This window comes from Clostridium sp. LIBA-8553 (assembly GCF_057782465.1).
In genome coordinates, this window is the sequence record NZ_CM173489.1 from 876,654 (window position 1) to 892,959 (window position 16,306).

The 16,306-nt window shown below is 28.7% G+C and carries 13 protein-coding genes; 9 read left to right on the plus strand and 4 right to left on the minus strand.

What is annotated here, in order from left to right:
- Positions 1–61 precede the first annotated feature (61 nt).
- The 3 genes from AC2JAQ_RS03715 (at position 62) to AC2JAQ_RS03725 (ending at position 1,431) form a co-directional block, all read left to right on the plus strand.
- Positions 62–265 carry a DUF4932 domain-containing protein gene (locus tag AC2JAQ_RS03715; RefSeq protein WP_488458770.1) on the plus strand — a complete coding sequence of 68 codons (204 nt, stop codon included), beginning with the start codon at positions 62–64 and terminating at the stop codon, positions 263–265.
- A gap of 5 nt (positions 266–270) precedes the next feature.
- Positions 271–459, plus strand: coding sequence for a DUF4932 domain-containing protein (locus AC2JAQ_RS03720; protein ID WP_488457965.1), 189 nt, complete (start codon positions 271–273; stop codon positions 457–459).
- Between the two features lie 171 nt (positions 460–630).
- A complete protein-coding gene (locus AC2JAQ_RS03725) occupies positions 631–1,431 on the plus strand; it encodes a DUF6602 domain-containing protein (protein ID WP_488457966.1) in 801 nt (266 codons plus the stop codon).
- A gap of 266 nt (positions 1,432–1,697) precedes the next feature.
- Here AC2JAQ_RS03725 and AC2JAQ_RS03730 read toward each other — a convergent pair whose 3' ends face one another.
- Entirely contained in the window at positions 1,698–2,249 is a 552-nt protein-coding gene (locus AC2JAQ_RS03730) for a hypothetical protein (protein WP_488457967.1), read from the minus strand.
- Positions 2,250–2,456: 207 nt separating this feature from the next.
- On the opposite strand from AC2JAQ_RS03730, the gene AC2JAQ_RS03735 reads away from it, so the two are divergent.
- From AC2JAQ_RS03735 to AC2JAQ_RS03750, 4 genes are all read left to right on the plus strand, one after another.
- A complete protein-coding gene (locus AC2JAQ_RS03735; protein ID WP_488457968.1) occupies positions 2,457–2,867 on the plus strand; it encodes a peptide deformylase in 411 nt (136 codons plus the stop codon).
- Between the two features lie 375 nt (positions 2,868–3,242).
- Complete coding sequence (locus AC2JAQ_RS03740; protein ID WP_488457969.1) at positions 3,243–6,266, plus strand: multicopper oxidase domain-containing protein; 3,024 nt, start codon at positions 3,243–3,245, stop codon at positions 6,264–6,266.
- A gap of 246 nt (positions 6,267–6,512) precedes the next feature.
- Complete coding sequence (locus AC2JAQ_RS03745) at positions 6,513–7,073, plus strand: hypothetical protein (RefSeq protein ID WP_488457970.1); 561 nt, start codon at positions 6,513–6,515, stop codon at positions 7,071–7,073.
- A 408-nt stretch (positions 7,074–7,481) separates the two neighbouring features.
- Complete coding sequence (locus AC2JAQ_RS03750; protein ID WP_488457971.1) at positions 7,482–8,471, plus strand: Gfo/Idh/MocA family protein; 990 nt, start codon at positions 7,482–7,484, stop codon at positions 8,469–8,471.
- A gap of 134 nt (positions 8,472–8,605) precedes the next feature.
- Here AC2JAQ_RS03750 and AC2JAQ_RS03755 read toward each other — a convergent pair whose 3' ends face one another.
- A complete protein-coding gene (locus AC2JAQ_RS03755) occupies positions 8,606–9,871 on the minus strand; it encodes a cation:dicarboxylate symporter family transporter (RefSeq protein WP_488457972.1) in 1,266 nt (421 codons plus the stop codon).
- A 422-nt stretch (positions 9,872–10,293) separates the two neighbouring features.
- Positions 10,294–10,422: a hypothetical protein gene (locus tag AC2JAQ_RS03760; RefSeq protein WP_488457973.1), complete on the minus strand. Its 129-nt coding sequence runs from the start codon at positions 10,420–10,422 to the stop codon at positions 10,294–10,296.
- A gap of 290 nt (positions 10,423–10,712) precedes the next feature.
- On the opposite strand from AC2JAQ_RS03760, the gene AC2JAQ_RS03765 reads away from it, so the two are divergent.
- Entirely contained in the window at positions 10,713–14,972 is a 4,260-nt protein-coding gene (locus AC2JAQ_RS03765) for an acyl-CoA dehydratase activase-related protein (protein ID WP_488457974.1), read from the plus strand.
- Positions 14,973–15,208: 236 nt separating this feature from the next.
- Positions 15,209–15,361, plus strand: coding sequence for a zinc-ribbon domain-containing protein (locus AC2JAQ_RS03770; RefSeq protein WP_003479686.1), 153 nt, complete (start codon positions 15,209–15,211; stop codon positions 15,359–15,361).
- 192 nt (positions 15,362–15,553) lie between these two features.
- On the opposite strand, the gene AC2JAQ_RS03775 is transcribed toward AC2JAQ_RS03770, so the two are convergent.
- Positions 15,554–16,246 (minus strand): YjjG family noncanonical pyrimidine nucleotidase, encoded by a 693-nt coding sequence (locus AC2JAQ_RS03775; RefSeq protein WP_488457975.1) that lies wholly within the window; start codon positions 16,244–16,246, stop codon positions 15,554–15,556.
- Positions 16,247–16,306 lie beyond the last annotated feature (60 nt).

Consider the following 16,306-nt stretch of genomic DNA (forward strand, 5'->3'; position numbering starts at 1 on the left):
CCTTCATTATATAAATACTTTTAAGTTTGACTTTCGGCTGTAAAAATCTAAAAAAACTTTTATTTTTGTAGCTTCATACAATTTAAATATCTTAATAAGAAATAATAGTTTGATTAATAAGTATTATGACTTATGTAATTTGATTTTTCATGAGTTAAGCCATTCTATAATAAATCCAATAACTGAGAAAAATTCAGAGTTAGTAAATGAGTATAAAGGAGTATATGAAGAGTTTGAGAAATATAAAACTACATTCTGTGGTTAGATTGAGTGTGGGAAGAGTATGTAAATGAACATATGGTAATAACCATAGCAATACATTTAAGTAGAAAATATTTTGATAGTGATTTAACTAATAGAAGAACTGAATGTGATTATAATAATTCTATAAAAAAAGTTGGATTTTCTATGTCAGAAGAATTTGGATGTATGGTATTTGTGAAATTTATGAAAAATTAGTTGTTATAATTTAAAAGTCTTAACCATATGGATGTTACTAAATAGTTGTAAAAAAGAGGTATAAATAGGAAATAATCAAAATAAGTAATATTACATGAATAGTAGTACTAAAGAAAATTTTTAAGAAGATGAATATGATTAAGAGGAATTTAAAATTAATAGGAGGTATATATGGCAATAACTAAATACTACGAATTAATAGCCAAGGAACTTAATAAAAAAGCAAATAATATGGGAATCGGTTTTAGTACACGTAAATTATCAGTAGGTGAAAATAGAGAAATAGTAGGGGATTTTTTAACTGATAATCTACCTAAGGCTTTTAAGGTAGATTTAGGTTTTATACTTTCTATGGATGGTGAGTTTTCAAATCAAGAAGAGTTGCTTATTGTAGATCATATGTTTAATTCCCCACTATTTTTAGATAGTGAAAGTAAAGTTTGGTTAGCGGAGTCTGTATATGCAATGATAGATGTTAAGTCACAACTTACAAATACAGAATTAGAGGATATAATATTAAAATGCAGAAAATTTAAGCGAATGAGAAGATATTATCAATCAATACCATCAACACCTAGAACTAAAGATTCATTATTTATTATATGGGGAGGAGATGGAGGTTCATCTGAAACACTAAAAAGTAATATAATTGAAGTATTAAGAGATGTTCCAGTAGAAGAACAACCAGATTTTATTATTGTACCAAATTCAATGATAGTAACCTGTGGATCTTACAGAAAGATGTCACAGTTTGGCCAAGATGGAAGCAAACTTAATCAAAGAGTAATATCTGATAATCCAGGAAAAAGTTATGAGGATATATTTGAAATATATGAATTCATAAAATCAGAGGATAATAGTATTTTGATGTTTTTAACATGGCTAACGGCTTGGTTAAAAGTTGCAGGATATAGAAGTGCTCCTATAGAAGCCTATTTAAAAGATTCTCAGATATTTGAAAATTTGATTTAAACAGATTAGTAATTATTTATAAGAGCTAGAAAAGAAATTCCATTTAAAATAGAAAAGTTAATGTTTCCTATATTATTATATGCATAAGAAGTAAATAAAAACCTTGAATTTTAGTTAGACCAATTCATAGTGTTTATATTAGCATTTAAGTAATTAAAGTATATTAAGAATTTAGCCACTAAAATAATAATAAATAAATGGGACTATATCAATTTGATATAGTCCCTAGTTAGTTTGTTAGAATTTGTTAAATTTAAAAGAGTATATTACTTTCTTTCAAATCTAAGTGCTGTTAGAGTATTAGGTCCTTGTGAAACTAATCCAGTTGCATTTGCTGATGCAAAAACTCTATATCTAACATCAAAAAGATCAGCATTATTAACATCTACATGTGAAAATGGTATTGCACTTACATCGTCAGCGCTACTTACATCAATTTCAACAGTTAAAGTGTAGATAGTAGTAGGGGTCATATTAGGTGAATCTTTAACAATTCTAATTGTTAGTCTTATTATACTAGCAGTAGTATTATCAACTGCAATTACACCATTTAGCCATACTCTATCTCCTCTTTCCACTTCATCAAATCTTACTGCAAGTAATTCTACACCTGGGTTAGTAGTAGGGATAGGAGTAGGTGGGGCTGGAGTGTTTTCATCAAATCTGAATTCAACTCTATTCTCTTCTCTACAAGGTTTACGGTCCTTATCATGGCAATGATCTTCTTTGTCACGGCAAGGATCTTTCTTATCACGGCAAGGATCACATTTAGTATTACAACAATGGTTAGGTCTTCTATTACAAATCATATCTGACATAACAAATACCTCCTATTTGTCATTTGTTATTACTCACTAATAGTATATTAAATAGATTAAAAGATGTTACATTATGTTAAGGATATAAATAATTTTATTATGTCATTATGATAGAGTATAATTTTAGTATATAGAATCTCAATATAAATTGAAGATTTATATGATTAAGGTTATTTAGGTAAAGAAACTAGAAAGGTTGGAATAAAGATGATAAGACCAGTTGTTAAAGATGTATTATTTTTAGGAAAGAAATCAGAACCTGCAACTCAAGAGGATATAGCAGTTATTGATGATTTAGTGGATACTTTAAGAGCAAATTTAGAATATTGTGTTGGTATGGCTGCTAATATGATAGGAGTAAAAAAGCGTATATTAGTATTTACTATAGGAAATATTATAGTTCCTATGGTGAATCCAGTTATATTAAAGAAAGAGAAAAGTTATGAAACAGAAGAAAGTTGCTTATCTTTAACTGGGTTCAGAAAAACGACTAGATATGAAATAATAGAGGTAGAATATTTTGATAGAAATTTCAATAAGCACAAAGAAACATTTACTGGATTTACTGCACAGATTATTCAGCATGAAGTGGACCACTTCGAAGGTATAATAATCTAAGACGTGATTTGGGTTAGTGAAGGAGAAAGTAATTTTATATTTAATTATATAATAAACCTCCTTTAGAAATGATATAAAGAGCTGTATCATAAATAATAGAGAATTTTTATATCAGAAATAAATTTTGATTTGAAAGCTATACTTATTAATTTAAGTATAGCTTTTATTAATATAGTATTTAATATTAAAAATTTACTTTAGCTTTAGTGATTTATAAATATTAATTTGAGTTTTTTAGGAAGTTAGTTAACATAAGATATATTTTGTATTTTCTATATTTTGGGAAAAATAAATAAATATTAAAAAAGAGTTACCAATCGTAATGTTATGTAATATTATATAGTATAAAAATATGTAAACAAAGGGGTAATTAAAATGAAGAACGATAATGCTGAACAGAAAACTAGAACCTTTAATGTTACAGTACTATCTATACCGATTGTATATGATTTTTTTGGTGACCATGATCCAAATGGATTGATGTATATATTAAAAGAGTATAAAGATAAAGTAAAAAAGAAAGCTTTAAAGAATTTTTATAATAAAGATGAAAATAATAAGCCACTTCCAAAACCAACAGAGGAAGTTCAGCCACTTACAATAAGGGCAAATGTTGGAGATACAGTAAGAATAAAGTTTAAGCATAATGAACCAAGAAGATTATCAATTCATATGCAAGGACTTAAGTATAAAAATATATTATCTGATGGTGCTAATGTAGGTTACAATGATGATTCTACAGTTGGTCCCGGTGAAGAGATAACTTATGAATGGTACGCAGATAGAGAAGGTATATTCTATTTTAGTGATATGGGTGATACTAGATTCAGTGAAAAAGGAACTAATATACACGGTTTATTTGGAGCACTTATAGTAGAAACTAAGGGATCATGGTGGACAGATCCTGTAAGTGGATATGAACTAAAGAGTGGTATATTTGCTGATATACACAATCCGAATAAGCCAGACTTTAGAGAATATGCAGTATATTTTCATGATGAACTCGAAATGTTAAATAGATTTGGAAAAACAATAATAGATCCGCATACTAATCAACCAACAGGGGTAACTGCTATAAGTTACAGATCAGAGCCTATGGTAAATAGAGCTGGTTTTATACCAGAGAAAGATAAAGGTTTCAAGTATTGCAACCCTTGTGATTCTGATGATAATATTAATGAAATAGATATAGCACATCATAATGATCATATGGTAGATGGAGAAGATGTTTCTATGAGTTCTTGGACCTATGGTGATCCAGCAACTTTTATACCAAGAGCATATAAAGGAGATCCTTCCAAGTTTAGACTTATACACGGAGGCGTAAAGGAAACACACGTATTCCATCTTCACACACATCAATGGAGACTAGAGCCAGACAATCCAGATTCAACAATAATAGATTCTATATCAATAAGTCCTCAAGAAAGTTACACCCTAGATATGTTACACGGAGCAGGAAGTTTAGCTGGATCTATAGGAGATCATATATGGCACTGCCATTTATATCCTCACTTCCATGAAGGAATGTGGAGTTTATGGAGAGTATTTGATAGATTAGAAACAGGTAAAGATGTAGTACTTGAAAATGGAGATATCATACCGGCACGATATCCAGATGGAACTATTATAAAAGCGTTACAGCCACTTCCAGATAGAAAGCCACCTCTTAAAAAAGATGCATGTCATCCAGGATATCCGAATTTTATAGATGGAAAATTTAAGGAGAGACCAAAGCAACCACCTCTAGGAATACTAAATCAAGAGGGAGGAAATAAAATATGCCCAACTCCTATGGAGCGAGCTAACTTTACAGAAAATTTTGATAGAGGAGCTTTATATACTCAACCTTGTCCAGATAAAAAAGATAATTGTTCATGTAAAAAAGCAGATGTTGTATTTGAACTATTTTTATTAGAAGCAAAATTAGTATATAACAATGCTGGTTGGAATGACCCATATGGAAGATTTTATGTTACAAAGGAACAAATAGAAAGATATACAGGATGCAAGGTAACAGATGAAAATAAAGAAAAGTTAGCTAAGAAATATGTGGATGGAGTAGAAAGTAGATGTATTGATGTAGAGCCATTAGTCATAAGAGCTAATAAGGGTGACTGCATAGAAGTTAGAACTACTAATTTTTTACCAGAAACATTGCCAGAAACAGAATTCCAATTAAAAACTTTAACTGATAATGCAGGATTTCATATACACTTAGTTAAATTTGACGTTACAGCTTCAGACGGTGGTGCAAATGGATACAATTATATTAATTCTGTTTTTTATGGAGAAACCTTAGTAGAAAGATACTATGCTAATGAAGAATTAAATGCTTGTTTTTTCCATGATCATTTTAATCCAAATTCACATCAACAACATGGAGTCTTTGGAGCTCTTATAATAGAGCCTGAAGGATCAAAATATTATGATCCTAAAACAGGTGAACCACTAAAATATGGAACAAAAGCTGTGATAGAAACTCCTTCAGGTAGAACTTTTAGAGAATTCGGATTATTTGTTCATGATTTTGCATTACTATTTGATAAAAAAGGACGTCCATTAAACAAACCTCCATTTCCAGGATCACATGATGACCCAGGTGTTATGGGTATAAATTATAAATGTGAGCCATTAAGAGAAAGACTAAAAGGGAAAAAGCTAAATGATGATGATTCAGCTTATGTATTTAGTTCTAGAATCCATGAAGATCCAGTGACACCAATCTTGGAAACCTATCCTGGAGAAGAAATTGTAATAAGATTATTAGATGGAGCCCAAGAAGAACAACATGCATTTAATATAAATGGAATGAAATGGAGAAAAGAAATAACAGATAAAAAGTCACCATTAGTTCAAGCTCAAACAATGGGAATATCAGAGGCATTTAATATAAGAATAACAGATGACTATAAAGCAGGAGATTATATTTACTACTTTGGAGGTCAAGATGATCTTTGGCTAGGATTATGGGGAATAATAAGGGTTTACAAAAAGAAAACTGAAAAATTAATTCCTATAAGCTATTCAGAGGATTGTTATAATGAAATAGATGACTGCAAAGGTAAAAAAGTAAGAGAGTTTCATATAGCAGCTATACAAAAAGATATTAAATATAATAATTTTGGAGATCATGATCCTGATGGATTATTATTTGTACCATATGAGTACAAGGATGATATAATAAGTGGTAAAATGGAACCAACTCCATTGATATTAAGAGCTAAAAAGGGTGAATGTATAAAAGTAAAATTAACTAATTGCTTTACTAAACCAATACCATATCAAAAGTTCCCAGGGGTACCAGTTGATAAAAAGGTTACACCATCTATGAGAGTAGGAATTAGCCCACAATTCTTAAGATTTAATCCAATAACTGATAGTGGTATAAATGTATGATACAACAATATAGAACAAACTGTAAGACCTGGAGATAGTAAAACTTATTTATGGTATGCTGATGAAGAATACGGAACTTGCTTATTATCATCTTTTACAGATATAAGAAATCATAGATACCATGGTTTATTTGGAGCAATAATAATAGAACCAGAAGGATCAAAAGTAGAGAGCGACAATATTTATGGAGAGCAAGTAACTATAGCTGAATCTAAGAGTAAAAAATTTAGAGAATTTGTAATTTTTATGCATAATGGAATAAGACTTTTAGATGAAGAGGGTAAGTTAATAATGACTAATCAAGAAGTTGAAGGTGGGGAAGAAGGAGAAGAACCTGAACCAGTAGATTTTGAAGATAGAGGTGAAAAAGGATTTAACTACAGATCAGAAAGATTCTTTAATAGATTACAGGATGGAAATGTTATAGCAGATGTATTTAGTTCTGATGTTCACAAAGATCCAGCTACACCAATATTTGAAGCTTCACCAGGGGAAAGAGTTATTATAAGACTTCTAATGCCAGGAGATAAACCTAGAAATACTTGCTTTGTACTTCATGGTCATAAATGGAAAGCACAACCAAGTGACCCATTCTCAAATATTATATCAGCTCAAGGAGCTATGAGTGTAGGAAATGTATTTAATATAGAACTATTAAATGGAGCATCTACTATACCAGGGGATTATCTATATAGATCAGGTATTATAAGATGGGATATAGAATCCGGTATGTGGGGAATTTTTAGAATTAGAGATAAAGATAACGACAATGCTAACGATAATGACAATGATATGAATACACCATAAGTAAATAAGGTTTTTACTAAAATAAAATTATAATGAGATACCCATAGAATTTTTTATTCTATGGGTATCTTTATATTTAAATAAAAGTAATAGTAATCTAAAATTTTTTAGAGTGAGTATATAACATGATATTTGTTGGAAGGAGTTAAGTAGTTTGTATTGAAAGTTAAAATATTAATACTTTTAGTAATCAGATAGCTGGAAATTTGATTTAAAATGAAAAGTTATCTAAACGTTCATAAATATAAAATCTATCTGTATATCCATAATAAGCTGATTTTTTTATCAAAAATAGTATAATATTTTTACATAGGAGATAACAATTGATTTGAATCGAAGACAATGAGACATATTAAATATAATAGTATTGAAGAAGGATAAAATTATCAATTGATAGGAGGATTAATAATGAAACTGGCTATTATTGGAGCGGGAATGATTGTTAAGGATTTTTTAACTATTGTATCAAAGTTAGAAGATTTAGAATTAACAGCAATTTATGGTAGAGAAAGCAATAAGGATAATCTAAATGAACTTAAGAATAGATATGGTATTATGGAGGTGTTTTATGACTATGGTGAATTGCTAAGTAGTGATATTGATACTGTATATATTGCATTACCAAATAACCTTCATTTTGAATTTTCTAGAAAAGCATTAGAAGCTAATAAAAATGTTATTATTGAAAAACCAATGACATCAAATTATGAAGAAGCATTAATATTAAATAAATTAGCTAGAGAAAAAAAGTTATTTATTTTTGAAGCTATTACAAATCAATACTTACCTAATTATAAAAAAATTAAAGAGTTACTTCCAAAATTAGGTGAAATAAAAATCGTTCAGTGTAATTATTCACAATATTCTAGTAGATATGATAGTTTTAAAGAAGGTGTTGTACTACCAGCCTTTGATCCAAACTTCTCTGGAGGAGCATTAATGGATTTAAATATTTATAATATTCATTATGTAGTTGGATTATTTGGAAAGCCAAATAATGTTGAATACTATCCTAATATTGAAAGAGGTATAGATACATCTGGAATATTGATATTAGACTATAAAAAGTTTAAATGTGTTTGTATTGGAGCAAAGGACTGTAAAGCACCAATTGCAAATAATATTCAAGGGGATAATGGATGTATATATCAAGATTCACCAGCTAATGTTTGTAAGAATTTTAAATTGTTAATGAATGATGGAACTAGTTCTTTAATTAATGTAAATAATTATGAGCATCGTATGGTTAATGAGTTTATTGAATTTATAGACATTATTAAGAAAAATGATTTAGATAAATGTTATGAAATGCTAGATCATAGCTTAATAGTGAGTGAAGTTCAAACTATTGCAATAAAAAAAGCTGGACTTGTATTTAATGATTTTAATAATAAATAGATTTAATTTGCATAACGTGTTTTTTAGGGATGGCGAAAGACATCCTTTTAATATTAAAATAGCCTTAGGTATTGATATAACTTGCCTAAGACTATTTTTATAATTAAATAAAATCATAATTTAGTAAATTAAAATTATGCTATTTCACTAACTGATTTAATATATTTTTGTCCTTCTTCAGCGTTAAATTCATTTTCCCATTTAGATATAACAACAACAGCTAATGAGTTTCCAAGTACATTAACAAGAGTTCTCGCCATATCAACGATACGATCTATACCAGCAATAAATGCAACTCCTGCTACTGGAATTCCTAAAGAACCAACAGTTGCTAAAAGTACTACAAAAGATGCACCAGGAACTCCAGCCATACCTTTTGAAGTAAGCATTAACACAAGCACTAAATTAATTTGAGCAGAAAGTGGTAAGTGAATTCCATATATTTGAGCAATAAAAAGTGCTGCAATAGATTGATATAAAGTAGATCCATCTAAGTTAAATGAATATCCTGTTGGAATAACAAAAGATGTAATTGCCTTAGGACAGCCAAACCTCTCCATCTTTTCCATAAGCTTTGGTAAAACCGCTTCAGAACTTGCTGTAGTATAAGCTAAAATAAGTTCATCCTTTAAAAGCTTTATAAGTGATATAATGCTTGTTCCAGCCATTTTTGCAATAAAGCCAAGAACAAAAAATACAAAGAAGAACATGGCACCATAAACAGTAATTATTAACTTTCCTAAAGGAATTAATGAAGCTAATCCAAATTTAGAAACTGTTACACCTATTAATCCAAATACGCCAAGTGGCGCAAGCTTCATAATTTGATTAGTCATCCAAAACATTGAATCAGCTATACCTTGACATATTGCAAGGACAGGTTTTCCTTTTTCTCCAATTGCAGCTACACCTAATCCAAACATAACTGAAAAGAAAATAATAGGAAGTAAATCTCCCTTTGCAAGAGATTCAAAAATATTAGTTGGAACAATATTTATAAATGTATCTATAAATCCATGGTTAGATGCAGCTTCTGCTGTACTCATATATTTATCAATATTAGTAGTTGCAAGAGTACTAATGTTTACTCCGTTTCCTGGATGAAATAAATTAGCTACAACTAAACCTATTATAATAGCGAATGTAGTTACAATCTCAAAGTAAAGTATTGTTTTTCCGCCGATTTTCCCTAATTTTTTAACATCTCCAACGCCAGCAACACCAACAACAAGTGATGAAAAGACGATAGGTATGACAATCATTTTAATTAATCTTATAAAAATATCTCCAAATGGTTGTAAATATGAAGTGACAACTGGATTACCATAAAAAGCAGCTCCTACTATAATACCTAGTACAAGTCCAAGTATAATTTGAAATGCTAGTCCTAATTTTTTCATTTGTTTAATAGCCCCCTTGAGTAGTTTATAACTTAAAAATCATTTGTTTAAAATTTTGCTAAATTAAATATATGCAAGAAATGCATAATAGAAATTTCATTTTATAGCATATAGTATATCACAAAAAAATAAATTTAGCTTTATATTTTTTAAAAAAAATTAATTTAATATATGTATTTGTGAATTAAAATTGAAAAAAATTAAATTGATATAAAAATTGATTGATGGAAATCTTTCGCTTGATTAAAAAAATGCAAGTTTTGCATTAATAAATAGAATGATATCACGAATATTATGTAAAAAAACAAATGTTTTATATGTTTTAATATTAAATTCTGATTTGATGCACTTATGAAGTTTCTATATAATGTTTAATAGAGAATTGCAGTTTTATTATATAGAAAATTGCAATTACAATTAAATTATCTAAGCAATTTATTCACTTGTTCTTTTATTAATTCTTTGTTAGACTCTGTCTCTAACATATATTCTACTTCTTCTTTTGTTAATTCATATATTTTTTTATCATATATTATTGTTGCTCCTTTCATTTTTTCTCACTAATAATTTGTGACTTATCTAAAATTACAGAAATAATAAAACTAACAGCTATGTCTTGCATTGTTGAATTACAATCATATCGGTTTTATTTCTAATATTCACTAAGTTAGACAATCTTAGTAGTCTAAAGCGTAAGGTGCAATTAAATATTTATGACCTCTCTTTTTTTATACCCAAAATAGGTATATTATGCCTTGAAAAGGGCAGAACTATAAAATGGTGTTTAAATATTAAACATCATTTTAATTATATTAATAATTTATGTTAGGGTGAGAAGTTTATGAAAGAAGTATTACATTTAGGAGTTGATATAGGATCAACTACTATTAAGCTTGTATTATTAGATACTAATGACAATATTATTTATAGTAAGTATGAAAGACACTACTCTAATATAAAGGAAACTACAGCTTCCTTTATAAAAGAAGTTTCTAAAAAATATAAAGATTATGATATTACAGCAATGATAACAGGATCTAGTGGATTATCACTGTCAAAGTTTTTAGGATTATCTTTTATTCAAGAAGTTATTGCTTGTACAGAAGCTGTTGAAGTTTTTATAAATAATGCTGATGTAGTAATAGAGTTAGGTGGAGAAGATGCAAAAATAACATATTTTGAAGGTAGTCTAGAACAACGTATGAATGGGGTCTGTGCTGGTGGTACAGGCGCTTTTATAGATCAGATGGCTACATTACTTGAAACGGATGCTAAAGGATTAAATGAATTAGCTAAAAACTATAAGATAATTTATCCAATAGCTGCAAGGTGTGGGGTTTTTGCAAAAACAGATATACAATCTCTTATAAATGAAGGAGCTACCAAGGAAGATATAGCAGCATCTATATTTCAAGCTGTTGTAAACCAGACTATAAGTGGGCTTGCTTGCGGAAAGCCAATAAAGGGAAATGTTGCATTTTTAGGAGGTCCTTTATACTTTTTATCAGAGCTTAGAAAAAGGTTTATTGATACCTTAAAATTAAAGCCTGAGGAAATATTATTTCCAAAAGACCCTCAACTATTTGTAGCTATTGGTGCAGCTATTGAATCCAAAAAAGAGAAAGTTATAAATTTTGAACAATTGTTAAAAGATATTGAAAGTTTAGATAACAATATAGCTACTTCAGATACCTTAGAGCCATTATTTGAAGATGAACAGGAATTGCAAAGATTTAGACAAAGGCATTGTAGTTACAAAGCAAAGACAAGGGATATAACTACATATGAGGGAGAGGCTTTTTTAGGGATAGATGCAGGTTCAACAACTACTAAAGCTATATTAATAGATAATGAAGGGGCTATATTATATTCTTTTTATGGTAGCAATAAGGGTAATCCCATGCAAATTACTATAAACATATTAAAAGATATATATAGCAAAATTGATGGGAAAATAAAAATTGCTAAAGCCACTGTTACTGGGTATGGAGAGGCTCTTATAAAGTCAGCTTTAAATATCGATATTGGAGAAGTTGAAACCATTGCACATTATAGAGCAGCAAAGCATTTTTTAAAAGATGTGGACTTTATTCTTGATATAGGTGGTCAAGATATGAAGTGCATCAAGATAAAAGATGGAGTAATAAACTCTATTCAATTAAATGAAGCTTGTTCATCAGGTTGTGGTTCTTTTCTTGATGTGTTTGCACAATCTTTAAACATGAGCATCGAAGAGTTTTCAAAAGAAGGATTATTATCAAAAAGTCCAGTAGATTTAGGGTCAAGATGCACTGTATTTATGAATTCTAAGGTTAAGCAAGTTCAAAAGGAAGGCGCTGATATTGGATCTATATCTTCTGGGTTATCTTATTCTGTAATTAAAAATGCTCTTTATAAAGTTATAAAAATAAGAAAACCTGAAGATCTTGGAGAAAAAATTATAGTTCAAGGAGGAACCTTTTATAATGAAGCTGTTTTAAGGGCCTTTGAAAAAGTTACTGGTAAAGAAGCAGTAAGACCTGATATTACTGGCCTCATGGGAGCATTTGGAGCTGCTCTCATTGCAAAAGATAACCATAATGAAAATGAGGTTTCTAATATTTTAGGGGAAGCTGATCTTGAGAATTTCAAAGTGTCAAATGAATTTAGACATTGTGGATTATGCAGTAATAATTGTTTACTTACTGTAAATAAATTTTCTGATGGCAGAAATTTTATTTCAGGTAATAGATGCGAAAGAGGGGGAGGAGGCGCTCAAAATACAAAAAAAGCAGCTAATTTATTTGATTATAAATATAAAAGAATTTTTGGATATAAACCTCTTTCAATAGAAGAAGCAATAAGAGGAGAAGTAGGCCTACCGAGAGTTTTAAATATGTATGAAAATTATCCTTTTTGGTACACTTTTTTTACAGAACTAGGGTTTAGAGTAGTATTATCTCCAAATTCTACAAAGAAAATTTACAATGAAGGTATTGATACTATACCATCAGAGTCTCTTTGTTATCCTGCTAAAATTGCTCATGGACATATAGCAAGTCTTATAAAGAAAGGCTTGAATTTTATATTTTATCCATGTGTTTCTTATGAGAGGCTAGAAGATAAAAGTGCAGATAATCACTATAATTGTGCCATAGTAAATTCTTATCCAGAGGTTGTTAAAAATAATATTAGCTTTTTAAGAAGCAAAGACATGATATATAAAGATCCATTTTTAAATTTTAATGATAGGAAGTCAATGAAAAAGAACTTATATGATGAACTAAAGGAATTTAATATAAGTCAAAAGGAAATAAGCATTGCAGTTGACAAAGCTTATGAAGAAGTTAATAAGGTTAAAGAAGAGATAAAAAATAAAGCATTAGAAATTCTAGAAGACTTAGATAAAAGTGGTGGAAAAGGTATTGTATTAAGTGGAAGGCCATATCATTTAGATTTAGAAATAAATCACGGTATAGCAGATATGATATCAAAAGAAGGATTGGCGGTATTTACAGAGGATTCTGTAGCCGATTTAGTTAAAATTCCAAGACCATTAAGAGTGTTGGATCAATGGACTTATCATTCAAGAACATATAGGGCAGCACATTTTGTAGGTACTAGAAAAAACTTAGAGTTAATTCAATTAAACTCTTTTGGATGTGGATTAGATGCAGTTGCTACAGATCAAGTACAAGAAATACTGGAGAGTTTTGGTAAAATATATACATTATTAAAAATAGATGAGGTTAGTAATTTAGGAGCAGCTAGAATTAGAGTACGTTCTCTTAAAGCTGCTATGGATGATATAAATAAGTCAAGAATCTCCAATTCAAATTTAGAAATAATTAAACCTTATGATAAAACTATATTTACAAAAGAAATGAGAGAAAAACATACAATACTTTGCCCACAATTTTCTCCAATACATTTTGAATTGCTAGAATCCGCTTTAAAAAGCTCAGGATATAATTTAAAGGTATTACCTACAGTTAATCGACAGACAATAGAAGAAGGATTAAAATATGTAAATAATGATACTTGTTATCCTGCAATTGTAATAGTAGGTCAAATTATAAATGCACTTAAGTCTAGGGAGTATGATTTAAACAATACTTCTGTAGTGATTTCTCAAACAGGAGGGACTTGTAGAGCATCTAACTATATTGCTCTTATAAGAAAAGCATTAAAAGATTCAGGATATGAAAAAATACCAGTTATATCTTTAAGTGTTCAAGGAATAGAGAAGAATCCAGGGTTTAAAATAACATTGCCAATGATTAATAGAGCATTAATGGCATTAGCTTATGGAGATATGCTTTTAAACATGACAAATAGAGTAAGGCCTTATGAAAAAATAAAAAATTCAACAAATTTACTTTGTTTAAAATGGTTAGGTATATGTAAAAATAGCATAGCTAGTGGAAACTTTAAGGAGTTTAAAAATATTACAAATGAAATGGTAAATGAATTTGATAGCTTGGAAATGAAAAATGTAATTAAGCCAAAGGTAGCAGTAGTGGGAGAAATTTTCTTAAAGTATAACAGTTTAGCTAATAACAATATTATAGAAATACTAGAGGAAGAAGGAGCAGAAGTAATAATCCCAGATTTAGTATATTTTCTATTATATTGTGCCTATAATCAGAAATTTGAATATGAGAAGCTAGGCGGAAACTTAAAAAGCTTATTAGGTGGTAGATTAGCTACTAAATACATAGAATTTTATGTAGAACAAATGAGAAAGGCACTAAGTAATAGTAAAAAATTTATGATACCACAAAGAATTGAAAAATTAGCTAAAGAAACTGATGATATCTTATCTCTTGGTAATCAAGCTGGAGAGGGATGGTTATTAACCGCAGAAATTATTGAGTTGTTGAAGTCTGGAGTTAGCAACATGATTTGTATACAGCCTTTTGCATGTTTACCAAACCATGTGAATGGAAAAGGCATGATTAGAGAAATTAAAAGAAGACATCCTTATTTAAATATTACTCCAATAGATTATGATCCTGGTGCCAGTGAAGTAAACCAATTAAACAGAATAAAGCTTATGCTTTCTACTGCAACTAAAAATGTGGAAAAAGTAGAAAAGGGTAAAATAAATATAGAAAATTAAGAGTTTAGTCAATAGAATTAATAAATGTTCTTTTACGGTAAGAATTCAATACAAAATATTGTTTTAATTTCAATTATTTATAAAAAATATTAAAAAGGTTGCAATTAATTAAATACTATGTTATTATAAAATAGTAGCAAAGTTGCTAACAAAAAAGTTTCATTTAGGTAAATAGTTTCTCAAAAATTAGAGATTATTATATCAATTTAGAATCTTTAATTTTAGGAGGAATGTTTATGTCAGATAAAACATTAAAATGCAGAGATTGTGGAAGTGAATTCGTATTTTCAGTAGGAGAACAAGAATTCTACAAAGAAAAAGGATTTGAAAATGAGCCAACAAGATGTATATCTTGTAGAAGAGCTAAGAAAGAGCAAAATAGAAGATAATTTTAGATTGTTATAGGTTGTAGTTTAAACTACAACCTTTTTTTGATATTTTATTATAATAAAATAAATACTATGTTAAACAAAGAAACTCACTTAATACTGATACGGAGAACCATATCATAAGTAAATAAGTTTTATAAGAATTTAAAAAGGTATAGAATTAGATTTAATTCTATACCTTTTTGCTATTATTTATGAATTAACTAGTAAAGATTTTAATTCCTCAAAGCTAGAAATTTCATAAGTAGGAGTTATTGAAGTTTTATTTTCAATCTTATTAGGGTTGTACCAACAAGTATCTATACCAAAGTTTATTCCACCTTGAATATCAGAAGTAAGGCTATCTCCTACCATTAAAACTTTACTTTTATCATAGAAATTAATATGTTTTAAGGTGTGTTCAAAGATTTTAGGATCAGGCTTTGCTATTAGTATTTCTTCAGATATTACTATGGCATCAAAGTATTTTGCTATAGTAGATTTTCTGATTCTCTTATCTTGAACAGAAGTAAGACCATTAGTTACTATTGAAAGCTTATAAGATTTATTTAAATTTTCTATAAGATCAATACTTTCATCAAATAAAAATGATGCATCAGCTAAATGCTCCATATATGATTTAGCAAAATTAATTTCATCAAATTTTATATTTAATTTATCTGATAATCTTTTAAATCTTTCTATCTTTAACTTTTCCTGTGTAATAAGTCCTTGCTCAAATTCTTTCCATATGCCAGTATTTATTTCATTATATATTTTTAAGTGATAATTTTCATCATATTCTATATCAAATTTAAGCATTGTGTTTTTAAAAGCTTCTCTTTCAGATTTTTTAAAATCAAATAAGGTTTCGTCTGCATCAAATATTATAACTTCATATTTCATAATATATCCTCCCAGTTTTATATAAGTAGCTTAATTTTCAGTTGCCTTAAAATATTTTTA

Excerpts from the sequence above, each read along its gene's own strand:
- AC2JAQ_RS03725 (WP_488457966.1), top strand. The coding sequence starts at position 631 with ATGGCAATAACTAAATACTACGAATTAATAGCCAAGGAACTTAATAAA.
- AC2JAQ_RS03730 (WP_488457967.1), bottom strand. The coding sequence starts at position 2,249 with ATGTCAGATATGATTTGTAATAGAAGACCTAACCATTGTTGTAATACT.
- AC2JAQ_RS03735 (WP_488457968.1), top strand. The coding sequence starts at position 2,457 with ATGATAAGACCAGTTGTTAAAGATGTATTATTTTTAGGAAAGAAATCA.
- AC2JAQ_RS03740 (WP_488457969.1), top strand. The coding sequence starts at position 3,243 with ATGAAGAACGATAATGCTGAACAGAAAACTAGAACCTTTAATGTTACA.
- AC2JAQ_RS03745 (WP_488457970.1), top strand. The coding sequence starts at position 6,513 with ATGCATAATGGAATAAGACTTTTAGATGAAGAGGGTAAGTTAATAATG.
- AC2JAQ_RS03750 (WP_488457971.1), top strand. The coding sequence starts at position 7,482 with ATGAAACTGGCTATTATTGGAGCGGGAATGATTGTTAAGGATTTTTTA.
- AC2JAQ_RS03755 (WP_488457972.1), bottom strand. The coding sequence starts at position 9,871 with ATGAAAAAATTAGGACTAGCATTTCAAATTATACTTGGACTTGTACTA.
- AC2JAQ_RS03760 (WP_488457973.1), bottom strand. The coding sequence starts at position 10,422 with ATGAAAGGAGCAACAATAATATATGATAAAAAAATATATGAATTAACA.
- AC2JAQ_RS03765 (WP_488457974.1), top strand. The coding sequence starts at position 10,713 with ATGAAAGAAGTATTACATTTAGGAGTTGATATAGGATCAACTACTATT.
- AC2JAQ_RS03770 (WP_003479686.1), top strand. The coding sequence starts at position 15,209 with ATGTCAGATAAAACATTAAAATGCAGAGATTGTGGAAGTGAATTCGTA.
- AC2JAQ_RS03775 (WP_488457975.1), bottom strand. The coding sequence starts at position 16,246 with ATGAAATATGAAGTTATAATATTTGATGCAGACGAAACCTTATTTGAT.